The organism is Citrobacter sp. Cpo074 (assembly GCF_030332745.1).
GTDB classification, from domain to species: Bacteria; Pseudomonadota; Gammaproteobacteria; order Enterobacterales; family Enterobacteriaceae; genus Citrobacter; species Citrobacter portucalensis.
Map to the genome: position 1 here is coordinate 340299 of NZ_JAOWHG010000027.1, position 16282 is coordinate 356580.

At 52.2% G+C, this 16282-nt stretch carries 16 protein-coding genes; 9 read left to right on the top strand and 7 right to left on the bottom strand.

Going from position 1 to position 16282, the window contains the following annotated elements:
- Positions 1-2: 2 nt before the first annotated feature.
- The 5 genes from OGX83_RS22850 to OGX83_RS06260 are packed head-to-tail and all read left to right on the top strand — an operon-like array spanning position 3 to position 4474.
- Positions 3-1316 (top strand): LLM class flavin-dependent oxidoreductase, encoded by a 1314-nt coding sequence (locus tag OGX83_RS22850; RefSeq protein WP_502873514.1) that lies wholly within the window; start codon positions 3-5, stop codon positions 1314-1316.
- A 12-nt stretch (positions 1317-1328) separates the two neighbouring features.
- The gene (locus OGX83_RS22855) at positions 1329-2261 is read left to right on the top strand and encodes an ABC transporter substrate-binding protein (RefSeq protein WP_079934057.1); all 933 of its coding nucleotides are present in this window, start codon (positions 1329-1331) and stop codon (positions 2259-2261) included.
- A gap of 10 nt (positions 2262-2271) precedes the next feature.
- Positions 2272-2781, top strand: coding sequence for a GNAT family N-acetyltransferase (locus tag OGX83_RS06250; protein ID WP_003833076.1), 510 nt, complete (start codon positions 2272-2274; stop codon positions 2779-2781).
- 9 nt (positions 2782-2790) lie between these two features.
- A complete protein-coding gene (locus OGX83_RS06255; RefSeq protein WP_008784820.1) occupies positions 2791-3717 on the top strand; it encodes an amino acid ABC transporter permease in 927 nt (308 codons plus the stop codon).
- The gene (locus OGX83_RS06260; RefSeq protein ID WP_008784819.1) at positions 3701-4474 is read left to right on the top strand and encodes an amino acid ABC transporter ATP-binding protein; all 774 of its coding nucleotides are present in this window, start codon (positions 3701-3703) and stop codon (positions 4472-4474) included. The genes OGX83_RS06255 and OGX83_RS06260 overlap by 17 nt, the downstream gene beginning before the upstream one ends.
- Positions 4475-4509: 35 nt before the next feature.
- On the opposite strand, the gene OGX83_RS06265 is transcribed toward OGX83_RS06260, so the two are convergent.
- Both OGX83_RS06265 and OGX83_RS06270 read right to left on the bottom strand, forming a co-directional pair.
- Positions 4510-5499 (bottom strand): zinc-dependent alcohol dehydrogenase family protein, encoded by a 990-nt coding sequence (locus OGX83_RS06265; protein ID WP_060682186.1) that lies wholly within the window; start codon positions 5497-5499, stop codon positions 4510-4512.
- An 89-nt stretch (positions 5500-5588) separates the two neighbouring features.
- The gene (locus OGX83_RS06270; protein WP_071445647.1) at positions 5589-6518 is read right to left on the bottom strand and encodes a LysR family transcriptional regulator; all 930 of its coding nucleotides are present in this window, start codon (positions 6516-6518) and stop codon (positions 5589-5591) included.
- A gap of 112 nt (positions 6519-6630) precedes the next feature.
- On the opposite strand from OGX83_RS06270, the gene OGX83_RS06275 reads away from it, so the two are divergent.
- Positions 6631-7248 (top strand): glutathione S-transferase family protein, encoded by a 618-nt coding sequence (locus OGX83_RS06275; RefSeq protein WP_071445649.1) that lies wholly within the window; start codon positions 6631-6633, stop codon positions 7246-7248.
- A gap of 69 nt (positions 7249-7317) precedes the next feature.
- Here the strand turns inward: OGX83_RS06275 and OGX83_RS06280 are convergent, their stop codons facing one another.
- Both OGX83_RS06280 and OGX83_RS06285 read right to left on the bottom strand, forming a co-directional pair.
- A complete protein-coding gene (locus OGX83_RS06280) occupies positions 7318-8628 on the bottom strand; it encodes an MFS transporter (RefSeq protein WP_008784815.1) in 1311 nt (436 codons plus the stop codon).
- A gap of 74 nt (positions 8629-8702) precedes the next feature.
- A complete protein-coding gene (locus OGX83_RS06285; RefSeq protein ID WP_071445651.1) occupies positions 8703-9899 on the bottom strand; it encodes an L-talarate/galactarate dehydratase in 1197 nt (398 codons plus the stop codon).
- Positions 9900-10219: 320 nt separating this feature from the next.
- Here OGX83_RS06285 and OGX83_RS06290 point away from each other — a divergent pair, with 320 nt between their 5' ends.
- Both OGX83_RS06290 and pptA read left to right on the top strand, forming a co-directional pair.
- Positions 10220-11224 carry a LacI family DNA-binding transcriptional regulator gene (locus tag OGX83_RS06290; RefSeq protein WP_162623432.1) on the top strand — a complete coding sequence of 335 codons (1005 nt, stop codon included), beginning with the start codon at positions 10220-10222 and terminating at the stop codon, positions 11222-11224.
- Positions 11225-11258: 34 nt separating this feature from the next.
- A complete protein-coding gene (gene pptA / locus OGX83_RS06295; RefSeq protein ID WP_286587585.1) occupies positions 11259-11486 on the top strand; it encodes a tautomerase PptA in 228 nt (75 codons plus the stop codon).
- 37 nt (positions 11487-11523) lie between these two features.
- Here pptA and OGX83_RS06300 read toward each other — a convergent pair whose 3' ends face one another.
- Complete coding sequence (locus OGX83_RS06300) at positions 11524-13500, bottom strand: alkyl/aryl-sulfatase (RefSeq protein WP_057068212.1); 1977 nt, start codon at positions 13498-13500, stop codon at positions 11524-11526.
- A 213-nt stretch (positions 13501-13713) separates the two neighbouring features.
- Complete coding sequence (locus OGX83_RS06305; RefSeq protein ID WP_003833054.1) at positions 13714-14286, bottom strand: flavin reductase family protein; 573 nt, start codon at positions 14284-14286, stop codon at positions 13714-13716.
- A gap of 157 nt (positions 14287-14443) precedes the next feature.
- Here OGX83_RS06305 and nhoA point away from each other — a divergent pair, with 157 nt between their 5' ends.
- The gene (gene nhoA, locus OGX83_RS06310; RefSeq protein WP_286587587.1) at positions 14444-15289 is read left to right on the top strand and encodes an N-hydroxyarylamine O-acetyltransferase; all 846 of its coding nucleotides are present in this window, start codon (positions 14444-14446) and stop codon (positions 15287-15289) included.
- Positions 15290-15347: 58 nt separating this feature from the next.
- Here the strand turns inward: nhoA and OGX83_RS06315 are convergent, their stop codons facing one another.
- Entirely contained in the window at positions 15348-16241 is an 894-nt protein-coding gene (locus tag OGX83_RS06315; protein ID WP_137377935.1) for a PhzF family isomerase, read from the bottom strand.
- Positions 16242-16282: the final 41 nt, after the last annotated feature.

Sequence of the window (16282 nt, forward strand, 5' to 3'; positions counted from 1 at the left end):
TTATGGCTGAAAATCGGCAACTACGGCTCGGCACTATTCTACATGGCGCATCGGGAAATATGTCCGCATGGCGCCATCCGGCGGCTCAGGCTGATGCCAGTATTAATTTTGATTTTGTCAAAGAGACGGCGCTTATTGCGGAAAAAGGGAAGCTGGATTTTATTTTTGTCGCCGATGGTCTGTATATTAATGAAAAATCAATCCCACACTTTTTAAATCGTTTTGAGCCGCTGACAGTATTATCCGCTTTGGCCAGTATCACCACGAATCTGGGGCTGGTTGGCACGGTGTCCACATCATACAGCGAGCCGTTTACGACCGCACGGCAGTTCGCTAGCCTGGACCATCTCAGCAAGGGGCGCGCGGGTTGGAACGTGGTGACGTCGCCTCTGGAAGGATCGGCAAAAAACTATTCTCGCGCTCAGCATCCAGAGCATGCCCAGCGTTATCGTATTGCCGATGAATATTTACAGGTAGTGAAAGGACTGTGGGATTCCTGGGAAGACGATGCTTTTACCCGTAATAAAACAAGCGGGGAATTTTTTAATCCGCAAAAAATGCACACGCTTAACCATCATGGAGATTATTTCCAGGTCGCCGGGCCATTAAATATTGGGCGTACACCACAAGGTCGTCCGATTATATTTCAGGCGGGAGCTTCAGCAGATGGCAAGAAATTAGCGGCGCAGCATGCTGATGCCATTTTTACCCATCAGGAGTCGCTGGCAGAGGCTAAAGCTTTCTATCAGGATGTAAAAAGCCAGCTGGAAGTCGCCGGACGACATCCCGATCAACTGCATATATTCCAGGGCGTCAGCGTTATTGTTGGCGACAGCGCAGAAGACGTTGAGCAGCAGTATCAGACTACCGCTGCGCTGGTCTCCGTTACTGACGCGCTGAACTATCTTGGCCGCTACTTTGAACATCATGATTTTGCCCAATATCCGCTGGACGCACCGTTCCCGGATCTGGGCTCTCTCGGACAAAACAGCTTTCGCAGTACGACTGATGAGATCAAACGCAACGCACGCGAGCGTGGTTTAACACTTCGTCAGGTTGCTCTGGAAGCGGCCAGTCCACGTCCGCGTTTCAGCGGCACGCCACAACAGGTTGCCGACGGCCTGCAGCAGTGGTTCGACGAAAAAGCCGCAGACGGTTTTATCATCCAGGGTGGCACGCCGGATACCTTCCCGCGTTTTGTCGAACAGGTTGTCCCTGTGCTTCAGGCGCGCGGCCTGTTCCGCCATGAATATCCCGGTACGACCCTGCGCGCAAGCCTGGGATTAGCGATACCTGCAAATCAATTCACACAATAAGAGAAAAACGCTATGCAGAAAAAATCAGTATTTCTCGCGCTGTCACTGGCTTTAAGCGCGACCGTTTGGGCAAATGAGGTGACGATTAACGGCACCGGCGTAAGCCTGGAAGCCAATAAAGCGCCGATCAATACAGCTAAGAATCCGCAGGCGATTGCGCAGTTGCCCGCAAACCTGCACCTGGCCGTACCGGGTAAATTCACCGTGGCGATTGCCGGGCTCAGCCAGCCGCCGCTGACCGTCTTTGCCGATGACAATAAAACGCTGATCGGCAGCGAGGCGGATATCGCGCGTCTGGTGGCTGACAGTTTGGGGCTGGAACTCAACGTTGTACCTACGTCATGGGAAGACTGGCCGCTGGGCGTCACTTCCGGCAAATACGATGCCGCGATCAGCAATATTACCGTCACCAAAGCACGCAAAGAAAAATTCGATTTCGCGACGTATCGGAAGGACTCTCTTGGCTTTTATGTCAAAACCGGTAGCAAGCTGAAGAAAATCGAGCAGGCGGAAGATATCGCAGGACTACGCATTATCGTCGGTTCGGGGACTAACCAGGAAGCCATTCTGTTGGCCTGGAACGATGAGAACGTGAAGAAAGGGTTACAGCCGTTTACGCCGGTATATACCAAAGATGATGCCGCGCAAACCCTGGCCCTACAGTCAGGCCGCGCCGATGCCTACTTCGGTCCTAATGTAATCGGCGCGTGGAAAGCTGCACTCAACGGTAAAACGCAATTAGTGGGTAGCGTTGATGGCGGTTGGCCAAAAGCGGCACATATCGCTGTGACGCTGAAAAAAGACAGCGGTCTGGTTCTGCCGGTACAAACCGCCCTCAACGGCGTGATTGGCAACGGCGACTATGACAAGGTGCTGAATCGCTGGGGAGAAGGGGTGGAACGCATTCCACAATCTGAAATCAACCCGGCCGGTTTAGGCGACTAAGGAGGTCATCGTGAGCGATCAATTTCGCGTGCTCTCACCGGAAGCCAGCGAGCTGCAGCCCATTTTGAACGGTCTGTTCGGTGAATATGCCGCCCGCTATGGCGATTACTTTTCTCGCGACGCTGAAGTGGAACTGACCGAATGGTATCTGGCGCCGCAGGGACTTTTTGTGGTACTGGAGCGCCGCGGCGAAATTATCGCCACCGGGGCTTACAAACCTTACGACAAGGACACCGCCGAGATTAAGCGTATCTGGACAAAAAGCAGCCTGCGTCAGCAGGGGCTGGCGGCGCGCGTGGTGCAGGAACTGGAACGTAGAGCGCTGCTCGCAGGCTACAGCCGGATTTATCTAACCACGGGATTTCGCCAGCCGGAGGCCGTCAGACTTTATTTAAGCCAGGGCTACGATCCGCAATTTGATACGACGCGCGATCCCGAAGAGTACAGCCTGCCGCCGTTTGATGGACGGCTGCGCTTTACCAAACTGCTGACTATTGCCGGTCAGGCCAGAATCGCCTGAGGAGAGAAAATGAAAACGACAGATAGCATTAGAGTCGTACCGGCACGTTATCCCATGCGTACCGTAGGCGCGGTCATTGCCTTATTTGCCCTTGCGGTAATTCTTCAGTCCGTGGCGTTTAATCCGCGCTGGGAATGGAGCGTGTTTGCCCGCTGGTTCTTTGATCCGGTTATCTTGTCCGGCCTCGGGCAAACGCTGTTACTGACGCTGATCGGGACGCTGTTGAGTATTGTCATCGGCGGTCTGCTGGCGTTGGCACGGCTTTCATCTTCCTGGCTGTTGAACGGTCTGGCATGGGGGTACATCTGGCTGTTTCGTTCGTTACCGCTGATTGTGGTGCTGATCGTTTTGTACAACTTCTCCTATCTGTACGACACGTTGACGATTGGTATTCCGTTCACTCCCATTCAGTGGGGAAGTTTTGAGACCATCAATGTACTCGGTCAGTTTTCCACTGCGGTGGTTGGCCTGACGCTGGTGCAAAGCGCCTATACCGCTGAAATTATTCGGGGTGGATTTTTAGGGGTCGATCACGGTCAGTACGAGGCAGCGGCAGCACTGGGCTTACCAGCAGGGCGACGTACGCTGCGGATTATTCTGCCGCAGGCGCTGCGCACCATTTTGCCTGCTGGATTCAATGAAATCATCAGCCTGGCGAAAGGGACGGCGATGGTATATGTGCTGGCAATGCCGGAGCTGTTCTACACCATCCAGATGATATATAACCGCACGCAGGAAGTGATCCCGCTGCTGATGGTGGGTGCGGTGTGGTATCTGGTGATCACCAGCGTCCTGTCGTTAATTCAGCACCTGGTTGAACGTGCGTTGGCACGCAGCGAACGACGTTCAGCGATCAACACAGCCCGGGTGAGTCGTGCAGAAAAACGCAGTCGTCAACGTCCACAGCAGGAGGCCGTCCATGTCCCGCTCGCCTGAAGGCCATATTTCTATTACCGGCGTTAGCAAATACTTTGGTCGCCACAAAGCGCTGGATAATGTGTCGCTGGAGATCCCTCCCGGTACGGTAACGGTTATTCTTGGCCCGTCCGGTTCAGGGAAATCCACACTCTTGCGGACCATCAACCATCTGGAACGCGTTGATGAGGGGTTTATTCAAATCGATGGCGATTACATTGGCTATCGTCGGCAGGGAGACAAGCTATATGAGCTGAAAGAGGCGGAAATTTTGCGCCAGCGTGTTAACGTCGGCTATGTGTTCCAGAACTTTAATCTGTTCCCCCACTTAACGGTTCTGGAGAATCTGATTGAAGCGCCCATTGCGCACGGACTGGCAACGCGTAAAACCGCCACCGAGCGGGCATTAACTCTGCTTGATGCGGTAGGGTTACGGAATAAAGCCGATGCCTGGTCGCGTCACTTATCCGGAGGTCAGCAGCAGCGTATCGCTATTGCCCGTGCGCTGGCGTTAAATCCGCGTGTCATGCTGTTTGATGAGCCTACATCTGCACTGGATCCTGAACTGGTCGGTGAAGTACTGGATGTCATTAAAGCGCTGGCGAAGTCGGGAACCACGCTGGTTGTGGTAACGCATGAGATTGGCTTCGCCCGGGAAGTGGCGGATCAGGTGGTGTTTATGGTCGATGGCAAAATCATCGAGCAGGGCAGCAGCGAGCAAGTGCTGAATCATCCACGCCACACGCGCACTCAGCAGTTTTTGTCGAAAGTGCTTTGAGACACATTGCGGCACAAGGCTGTGCCGCACAGAGATTACAGAGTGACGACGATTTTGCCTACCTGGCCGTTGGCTTCCATGTATTGATGTGCTTCGACGATATCATCAAAGGCAAAGGTTTTATCAATCAGCGGCTTGAGCTGGCCAGACTGCAATCCTTCAAAGATAAACCGTTTCGCCCGCGCAAGTTTTTCTGCGTCCGTGGTGATTTCGAAAATCTCATAGCCGCGGAAGGTCAGATGGCGACCGAGTATCTCAATGACCGGGATAGAAAGGTCACGTGAATCAAGCGAACCATACTGGAAAAAGAGCCCACCGGCTGGCATCACTTGGGCAATTTTTGCCACCGCTGGGCCACCGACCGGATCGAACACCACGCGGGTTCCTTTACCCTCAGTAATCCGCTGAATCTCGGCCACCAGATCCTGCTCCTGGCTTGCAATAACCTCTGCCGCGCCCAGTTGCAGCAACTGATCACGTTTCTCACTGGTCCGTGTCATCGCAATCGGTTTTGCTCCCCGCATGTTAGCAATCTGAATTGCCGCCAGTCCGACGCTGCTGGAAGCAGCATTGATCAGCACGTTATCACCGGGCTTAATATCCGCATATTCAACCAGCGCACCGAAAGCGGTCACATACATCATCCAGCTGGCAGCAGCCTCGGTAAAGCTCAGGTTTTGTGGATGCTTTACGACCGCGTGAGCGGGGGCATTAACGACTTCACCATACATTCCATATTGATGAAAGCTGAATGCCGGGATGACGCTAACGTAATCGCCAGGTGCAAACTCACGTACGTTGTCTCCCACTGATTCAATGACTCCGGCAGCTTCATAACCCAGTCGCGCCGGGAAATTAGGTTGGTAAATATACTGTCCGGTGCGGTACATAACTTCCGCACGGTTGATACCAATAGCCCGCACGCGGATCTGAACCTCATTTGCATCAGGCGCGCGAACCTGCATCTCCTGAATCTTCAGGACTTCAGCGCCACCAATTTGATTAAAAACTACGACCTTAGACATAGCAGACCTCAGTAAATTGTTCTGTATTGGGTCTGCACAATTTAACGACTCAGATGAGAGTGAAAAACCGTTGTTGCGGAACTTCACTATTACTTATTTTGTAATAATCCCTGAAGCCGTGGTTTTTGTTGGCTAAAAAGTTCGCATAACCAGTCAATGAATACCCGAACCCGAGGGGCGAGATGACGTCTGTCCGGGTAAAGCACCGAAACTGGTTTTGATTCTCCGGTATAATCGGCCAGCACCTCAACAAGCTGGCCTGACTGAAGATAGGGGGCAAGGACAGCATGAACGCCACGTATAATGCCGAGTCCAGATAAGCAGCCGGTCAACAGAATATCGGAGTTATCAACGCTTATCCGCCCTGCGGGGGTGAACGATTCGGTTTTACCTCTGTTGACGAAGGTCCATTCCAGCGCTTCGCGATGACGCTCGCTAAAAAAGTTAAGCGCCTGGTGTCGGGATAAATCCTCTGGTACCTGCGGCACCCCCTGTTTTTGCAGATAATCCGGTGAAGCACAGGTCACCATTTTGACCTCACCAAGCCGCCTGGAGATCAAGGTCGAATCTTGTAGCTCGCCAATACGGATCATGCAGTCGATGCCTTCGGCAAGCATATCGATTCTACGGTCGGTGGAGGTGAGCACCATCTCGATGTCAGGATACCGCGACTGGAAATCTTTCAGCGCAGGAACTAACACGGAGTGCGCCAGCGACAGAGGTGCATTAACCCTGAGTTTTCCGCGTGGCGGGCGAGTTGGCGAGAAAGAAGCCATGATGTCATCAACGTCACTGAGCAGTATTTTTGTGCGTTGGTAAAAAGCATCACCTTCTTCTGTCAGACTCACTTTACGAGTCGTGCGGTTAAGCAACTTTGCCCCCAGGTCGTCTTCAAGATGTTGGATAGCTTTGGTGACCGCAGGGCGGTGCAGGTGTAACACATCTGCGGCTCTGGCAAATCCACCTTGCTCAACAACCTGTACAAAAATGTTCATGTATTCAAACATACTGGAACGCATTGCTTATTCTCTCCCGGTATTCGACCATTGTTATTATGAAAGTAATAATCATGTCTGCATAGGTTGCCGAATGCTGCTCTACACTTAGGGTTTTAACGTTGGGGGTTGCAGCATGATTAAGGTCTATGGGGTACCGGGCTGGGGATCGGCCATCAGTGAAGTGATGCTCACACTGGCGGAGATCCCTTACAGCTTTATTGATGTGGACGGTTTTGACAGCGATGGTCCTTCGCGGGAGTTGCTTAAAACAATGAATCCGCTATGCCAGGTGCCCACGCTGGTACTGGAAAATGGCAGCGTGTTGACGGAAACGGCGGCGATCGCGCTGATGATCCTCGATCGTCGCCCCGAACTTTCACCACCCGTTGGACACGCCGAACGCCAGCAGTTTCAGCGTCTGCTGATATGGTTGGTGGCAAATGTCTATCCCACGTTTACCTATGCCGATTATCCTGACCGATGGGTACCGGACGCCCCGGCGCAGTTGAAAAAGAACTGCATTGAGTACCGTAAATCCCTCTATATGTGGCTGAACAACCAGCTAAGCGCCGAGCCGTACGCATTTGGGGATCAGCTAACACTGCTGGACATTTACATTGCCGTTATGCGCTCCTGGGGACCAGGGCATGACTGGTTTCAGGACAACACGCCGAATATTAGCGCCATCGCCGATGCGGTTTGTCAGCATCCGAGGCTGCGTACCGTACTGAAAAGCAATAAGATTATTTGAGTAAAAAACGCTGTTCCGCAGGAGTGCAAATCCCGGAACAGCGGGCGAACTATCGCCATAAGTTTTAAATTACGCGACAGAAGGGGTCAGCGTAATACGATCCAATGGACCCACGATAAACAGATAAGAAATCAGACCAATCAGCCCCATCGAACCGACGTACAGAATGGCGTAATCAAAAGACTGGGTATTCGCCAGAATGATGCCGATCACCAGTGGCGTGATGATACTGGCCATATTGCCGCACATATTGAAAACGCCACCTGCAATACCGAGCACTTCTTTTGGCGAGGTATCGCTAAGTACGCACCATCCCAGATTGCCAAAACCTTTGGCGAAAAACGCCAGACTCATCGCCGCGATCACCACAAATTCTGACGAGGTGTAGTTGGCGATAACGATGACGCAGGAAAGCAGCATTCCGCAGATAACCGGCAGCTTACGGGCAATCGTCAGGCTGTAGCCGCGCTTTAAAAGCCAGTCGGAGAAAACACCGCCTAATAATCCACCGATAAAACCGGCAATGGCAGGGATACTGGCGACAAACCCCACTTTGAGGATCGACATGCCTTTCGCCTGATACAGATAAGTAGGGAACCAGGTCAGGAAGAACCAGGTAATGGATGTCACGCAGAACTGTCCGATATATACGCCAATCATCATGCGGTTGACGCAGACGCTTTTAATTTGCGCAAAGGTAATCTTCTGTGGTTCTTTTTTATTACCCAGCGACGGTTCACCACCGCCTTCCCGAATATAGTCAATTTCCTGCTGGTTCACCTTTGGATGATGCATAGGGTCTCTGACTTTGACCAACCAGAAGATGCCAAGAATAACGCCTATTGCCCCAATGTAATAAAACACAAAGTGCCAACTGAGATTATGCAAAATAATCGTCATTAGCGGCGTAATAATCCCTAACGAGATATATTGCGCGGCCTGATAGACAGAGGTAACAAAGCCCCGTTCGTTATTAGGAAACCACTGCACGCTTAATCGGCTGTTGGCCGGAAAGGCCGGAGCTTCAATCGCACCCATCAGTAATCGTAAGATAATCAATACGACAAGCGGGCTGGCGTACAGATAAATGGTGCCCTGAAACATAGTGACCAGCGACCAGCCAATCAGTGCGCAGCCGTATACCAGACGCGAGCCATAGCGATCCAGCAGCCAGCCGCCGGGTAGTTGCATAATGACATAAGAAATACCGAAGGCAGAAAAGGCCAGCCCCATTGCTTCAGGATCAAAACCTAATTCTTTGCTCATAATCGGCGCCACGACGGATAACGTCGCGCGATCGGCGTAATTAAATACGGTCGCAAGAAACAGAAATATCAGAATGCCGTAACGCACTTTTGTACGCTTTATTATTGTGTTCATCACCCACTCCTTTCATAAGGTTGAGAGCGTTTTTGTAGGGGAGGATGGCGGGTATTGCTTACCCGCCAAATTAATTAAGGACGTTTGCCAAACTCGCAGGTTAATTGCGTCCAGCGGCGCGCCTGCTCGCTGATGCTGAAGCCCAGACCGTGACGATCGGAAACCCACATCCGGCCATCGCGCAGCTCAAGTTGTTCGTTAAATAACGGGTTCAGCCATTCAAAATGCTCCAGCCATGGCTCAAGCGGATAAGCGGCGGACAGATGCAGGTGAACTTCCATAGCGAAGTGTGGAGCCAACTTGCGACCATGTTTAGCCGCCAGGTCCATAATTTTCAGGAACGGTGAAATCCCTCCCACACGCGGTGCATCGGGCTGCACAAAATCGCTGGCATTGCCGAGGATCAGCTGTTCATGTTCGCGGAAGCTGGTCAGCATTTCACCGGTGGCAATCGGGGTATCAAGCGCGGCGGCCAGTTGGGCGTGGCCTTCAACATCGTAGGCGTCCAGCGGCTCTTCAATCCAGATTAGATTGAACTGCTCCATTTTACGTCCCATACGGATGGCGGTTTCCCGATCCCACTGCTGATTGGCATCGACCATTAGCGGGAAGTCATCCCCCAGCGCTTCACGCACCGCGGTTAAGCGGCGAATATCCTCGGCGCAGTTTGGCTGACCAACCTTGAGTTTGATACCACCAATGCCGTTTTCACGGGAAATAACCACGTTTTTTAGCACCTGATCCAGCGGCGTATGCAGGAATCCGCCGGAGGTGTTGTAGCACTGCACGGAGTCCCGATGCGCGCCAAGCAGTTTTGCCAGCGGCAATCCTGCACGCTTGGCTTTCATATCCCATAATGCGATATCGATAGGGGAGATGGCTTGTACCGCCATGCCGCTGCGCCCCACGGAAGCGCCAGCCCACAGCAGCTTGGTGTAGATCTTGTCAATATCGTTTGGATCTTCGCCTAACAGGTTATCGGCAATTTCTTTGGCATGCGCATATATTCCCTGGCCGCCAGCCCGCTTGGAGTAACTAAATCCCACGCCTTCAAACCCGTCGCGGCTGCGGATCTCGGCGATGATTATGGCGACTTCAGTTAGCGGTTTCTGGCGACCGGTGAGCACTTTGGCATCGCTCACGGGTGTTGCCAGAGGAAGGAAAGCCAGAGACAGCTTTACCCATTCAATACGGTCACCGGTTTCTGCTGCGGTTTTGGCGTTGTCCGATTTGGCATAAGTCACAGCATCGGAATTGGCACTTAAAGACATATTGTTCTTTCCTGATGATAACAAATGATTGCGCTATCATTTTTAATATTAGCGTAATCACTGTGCCAGCGAATTGACTGCGATTTGAACAATTGCTCACAAATGCAGAGAGAAAAGGGTGGTAAATTATAGACGACGTCACATTCCAGTACTTTATGGAGAAATGCACAAATCATTGTGATTGCGCTATCATTTTGGATGACGCTTAATTAACTAAGCTGCTGTTTTCCCTGCGTTATCACTGAGCAACGCTGGCAATAGCCAAAATCATGATGAATAATGCCAGGATAAATCAGCGATTTTTGACAAGGGCATCGACAGTGAAAAATCCCAAACCACCGCGCGCTCCCACGCTGGAAGATGTTGCCCGTACCGCGGGATTGTCACCCATGACGGTGAGCAGGGCGTTGAATACCCCGCAGCTGGTGCGCCCGAAAACGGTTGAAAAAGTGATGCAGGCGGTGCGCGCCACCGGCTATATTCCCAACGCACTGGCTGGGGGACTGGCGTCGCGTCGCAGCAAGCTTATCGCCGTGGTTATTCCGCAAATTAACAACAATATGTTTGTCGATACCATCCAGTCATTAAGTGATGAACTGGCAGAACGCGGATACCACATTTTGCTCTGCGTGTCGGGTTATACGCCGCAAACAGAGGCGGAGCTGGTGGCGACGCTGCTTTCTCGTCGCCCGGATGGTGTAGTACTCACCGGTATTCATCATACCGCTGAGCTGAAAAAAGTGATTCTTAATGCGGCCATCCCGGTCGTGGAAATCTGGGATTTAACCCCAACACCCATCGATATGCTGGTCGGTTTTTCGCATGAAAAGGTCGGGCAAGCGGTGGCAGACTATCTGCTGAATAAAGGCTATCGACGTCCGGGGTTGTTATGGACTGCCGATCGCCGGGCAGGCCAGCGTAAACAAGGACTGTGCGATGCGTTGAGTCGTCATGGTATTGCGGCTGACGCACAGGTGGACGTCCCGCTACCGGCCTCTCTGGCATTGGGACGCACTGGATTAACGCAGCTATTGGCGGAGCGCGAGTTTGATGTCATTGTCTGTAGCTCTGATACGCTAGCCCAGGGGGCGATCATGGAGGCCGAAAGTCGCGGTATACGCGTGCCGCAAGAGTTGGCGGTAATCGGTTTTGGCGATCTGGATTTTGCTGCCAGCAATCGGCCCGCCATCACCACCGTCAGCGTCGACAGACGGGCCATCGGGCAACGTGCTGCCTCACTGCTTGCCGATCGTATCGAACAAATTCCGCGTGAAGACGATATTATTGATGTCGGTTTTCATCTGGTTGAACGAGAGTCCGCATAAGTTACCTGCAACCCAAAACAATAAGGAATCTGCTATGCCGCACGTTGATATTAAATGTTTTCCTCGCTCTCTTACCGACGAACAGAAAACCGCCCTGGCGGCGGATATTACCGAGGTTATTATTCGTCATTTGCAAAGCAAAGACAGTTCAGTCAGCGTGGCGCTCAATGAAGTTGAGCCAGAGGCGTGGCAGGCCGTGTGGGATAAGGAAATTTTGCCGCAGATGGCGAGATTAATTAAAAAACCTGGCTACAGTATGTAAGAAAAAACGGGCGGATTTCCGCCCGTTTTCGTTGTGCTTATGGCGTAACGATGTTGAACCAGAATTCGAATTTATCCATATAGCCGAGCATGGCATCAAGCTTGGCGCCGTCACCGGTTATCTTCACGTCACCGCTGTCTTGTGCCTGTTTCAGCGTCACTTCCTTGAGGATGATTTTGTTCAGCGTATCACGATTAAGCGTGATCGTAGCATCGGCATCTTTCGCTTCGGCATTGGCGGTATGGTTCAGGACGCCATTCTCCAGCTCAAGCTTATATTTACCGCCATCACTGCCAAGATCGATGTTAAACACCGACTTCGCATCACCCGCTTTTTGTCCGTTAATATGCACTGCCAGATAATCGAAGAACATTTCCGGCGTCATAGCACGAACGGTATCCGGGCTGGCGGTATTCGGGGTTGGGCCTTTGACCACGCCGTTACGCAGCTCTTGCGCGCCGGTCAGGTAGAAGTTACGCCACGGGCCGGATTCAGCCTGATAACCCAGTTGCTCAAGCGCATCTGCTTCCAGATTACGTGCGGCCTGGTTATTTGGATCGGCAAACACGACTTTGCTTACCACCTGTGCTACCCAGCGGTAGTTACCCTGGTCATAGTCTGCTTTTGCTTTCTGCAAAATGGCGTCCGCACCACCCATGTAGTCGACAAATTTCTTCGCAGACTCTTCCGGCGGCAGCTCATCCAGCGTTGCCGGGTTGCCGTCAAACCAGCCGAGATAGAGCACATAGGTCGCTTTTACGTCATGGCTCACGGAGCCATAGTAACCGCGGTTAGCCCAGGTATGTGCCAGTGAGTCCGGCAGCTTAAAGTTGGCAGCGATTTCATCGCGGGTCAGACCTTCGTTAGCCATGCGTAGCGTCTGGTCGTTGATGTAACGATACAGATCGCGCTGACTTTTCAGCAGGCTGACCACCTTGTCATTACCCCAGGTTGGCCAGTGGTGCTGCGCCATCAGCACTTCGGCTTTATCACCCCAGCGCACAATCGCTTCGTTGATGTATTTGGACCACGGCAGCGGCTCACGAATTTTGGCTCCGCGCAGGGAGTAGGTGTTGTGCAGGGTGTGGGTAACATCTTCTGCGGATTCAATCAGTTTCTTCTCTTCGATGTACCACAGCATTTCCGACGGTGCTTCGGAACCCGGGGCCAGCATGAAGTCATAGGTCAGGCCATCGATGACCTCTTTTTGTCCATCTTTCTCAATGATATTTGTTGGCGCAATCAGGGTAACGGTTCCCGCGGAGGTCGTGGTTCCCAGTCCCGCGCCGACCTGGCCTTTGGCATCAGGTTTGAGTAGGTTGCCGTACATGTAGCTCGCGCGGCGGCTCATGACGTTACCGGCCATGATATTCTCAGCGACCGCGGCTTCCATAAAGCCGGCTGGCGCATAAACTTTCACTTTGCCCGCTTTAACGTCGGCTTCATCGACAACGCCGCGTACGCCGCCGTAATGGTCAACGTGGCTGTGGGTATAAATCACTGCAACAACCGGTTTTTTACCGCGGTTTTTAAAGTAAAGATCCATCCCGACTTTGGCCGTTTCTGCCGAGACCAGCGGGTCAACAACGGTGATGCCTTCTTTACCTTCAATAATGGTCATGTTTGACAGATCGAGGTTACGAATCTGGTAAACGCCATCCGTTACTTCAAACAGCCCGCTGATGTTGATCAACTGAGATTGACGCCACAGGCTCGGGTTTACCGTATCCGGGGCTTTATCGCCTTCTTTGATGAACGCGTACTGCTGCGGATTCCAGATAACATTTCCCTGCTCGCCCTTGATCACGTCCTGCGGGAGTGGGGCGATAAAGCCTTTGTGGGCGTCGGTAAAGTCGGTGTTATCGGAGAAGGGCAGTTGATTGTAAAGCGCGTTGTTGGCTTGTTGCGTGGCGGCTGTAGCGTCTTTGGGGGCTTCAGCGGCCATAAGGGGAACAGAAAACGATGTGAGTAACCCAGCAAGTATAAAACTTTGTGCGATTCTATTAAGTTGCATCGTAAAACCTCTCTGACACTTCAAAAGTACAGTTGGGGATGCTGCTTTGACGGATAGCGTTTTGATTAGGTATTTGCGTTAGTGCAAAATTAACTATAATTCACATGAATGATTAGGCAAGGAAGGCAGAGTAATTTATCTAACTGGTTTTTCAGAAGTTTTAAGAAAACAGTTGCGGATGACAGAGCAGAACTGCCATCCGTTAGCATACTATCATTCACCTGCGATAATGCGTTTCCCGCTGGAGATAAACGTTCCTGCCCCAAGGTGATGCAGAGTATTGAGCTTGCCATCATCAAACTGCCAGCGTCCTTCCACGAAGGCTCGCTCATCAGCGGCAGCGGAGACCACTTCCCCAAACAGAGTGTCATATTTTTCCTGTGCCGCCGTGGCTGGCAACAGGCGACACTCCATCCAGGCCAGACATTTCGCTTCTATCAGCGGTAAACCTAGCACGGGTCCTTGCACCACGGGAATGCCGTAACAGTTGAATTTATCTTCCACGCGACCGGAAACGCTGCCTACGGCCCAGGTCCAGTTGACGGCGGCGATACCCGGAATAACGATGCCGAATTTACCGCTACGTTCAATGAGATCCCGCGACCAGGCGGTCTTATCAACAACAATTGCTACCCGCGGCGGCTCAAATTCCACGGGCATTGACCATGCCGCAGCCATCACATTTCGCCGCTCGGTATGCTCATCCCGGCTGGTTATCAATATCGTTGGGCCATGATTGAGTAGCCGACTGGCATGTTTTAATTCGATCGGACGAAAATGGCTCATGGATGCTCCTTGGCTGAGAGATAACACACCACAATAAACATAGATATTAACGGTATTAGCGATTTTGTCGCCTCACAGGAATTAACAACGCACAAAATCGACAGCGTAAAACGAAAAATACGTTATAAGTACTGCATTAATCGAACAGGAACTCCGTATGACGCCTTTTTTAACCGCTTATTTTGCCCGTATTTGCTGGTCAGGTTCGGCCAACGTCAACCTTGAAACCTTGCAAGCGCTACATCTACTGCACAACAGCGCAATTCCCTTTGAAAACCTGGATGTATTACTGCCAAGAGAGATGCAGCTTGACGATTTGTCGCTGGAAGAGAAGCTGGTAACGGCGCGTCGTGGCGGTTATTGCTTTGAACAGAACGGCGTGTTTGAGCGCGCGTTACGCGAAATCGGTTTTAACGTACGTAGCCTTCTCGGTCGCGTGGTACTGGCAAATCCGTCAAGTCTGCCGCCGCGCACGCATCGTTTGTTGCTGGTTGAATTGCAGGGAGAGCAGTGGATCGCCGACGTCGGTTTCGGCGGGCAAACTCTGACAGCACCAATTCGTCTGCAGGCTAACACTGAGCAGAAGACGCCACACGGCGAATATCGGCTGATTCAGGAAGGTGAAGATTGGATCCTCCAGTTCCGTCATCACGAACACTGGCAGTCAATGTATCATTTCGATCTGGTCGTGCAGCATCAGAGCGATTATCTGATGGGCAACTTCTGGTCCGCACACTGGCCGCAATCACATTTTCGCCATCATCTGCTGATGTGCCGTCATCTGCCCGACGGCGGAAAATTAACGTTAACCAATTTTCACTTTACCCATTATCAGGATGGACATGCGGTAGAGCAGATTAATTTGCCTGATGTCGCCAGTTTGTATGCGTTGTTGCAAGAACGATTTGGACTGGGTGTGGATGACGTGAAGCATGGGTTTACCGAAGATGAGCTGGCGACGGTCATGGCGGCGTTTGATACGCATCCGGAGGCGGGGAAATAGGGGCATCGGAATTAATGCCGGATGCGGCGTCATCGCCTTATCCGGCTTTCGGGAACAATTAAAAATCTATCGCCCATTCTGCGTGAAACAGGATCACCGCCGAACCGGTAATGGTGACTTTTTCCGGCTGGTTTTCACGGATAGTCACCGTCACATCAACAATCCCGTCGCGCCCGAGCGCACGGCCCTGATGCCCCTGAACACGTAACGTTTTCCCATCATGCGCCATCAGCCCATGGTGGACCAGCCACGCGCCCATTGGACCGTTGGCATTGCCGGTAACCGGGTCTTCCACAATACCAATAGCAGGTGAAAACATGCGGCCATCAGTGGCATTTTCGCCCTCGCGGATTTGAAAAGGGAAAAAGCCGTTACAGCCAATTTGCTGGCTGATGGCGGTCAAAGCCGGTAAATCAGGGGAAAGGGCGTCAAGGTCCACCTCGGGTTTCAGTGGAATCATCACTTTCGAATGTCCGGTCGTGGCAACCTGAATGGGTAAGCCTGCCAGCATATCGTCTTCGCTCAGGTGCAGCGCATCGAGAATCGCAGTACGAACAGCGCCCTCCAGCGGAGGTTCAAAACCCGGTTCACCTTGCTCAAGGCTAATGCGATAGTCGTTCCCGGTAGCGTCAATATCCACCCGATGACGTCCGGCCAGCGAGGTTTGCCAGACCGTGCAGTTACCCAGACCCAGCACCTTAGCCCGCACATAATGCGCGGCGACGGTAGCATGCCCACAGATAGGAACTTCGACCGTCGGGGTGAAATAGCGGATGCGAACATCGCTGTCGTCACTGGTCAGCAGAAATGCGGTTTCTGAATGACGCAGCTCGCGAGCGATGAGCTGCATCTGCGCGTCACTCAGTCCATCAGCATGTAAAACCACACCTGCTGAGTTGCCGCGAAAAGGGACCGAGGTAAAGGCATCGACGTGGTAAACCTGTGGTTTCATTAGTGTTCTCCCTGAAATGGAGAAGCATCATAACGTACAAA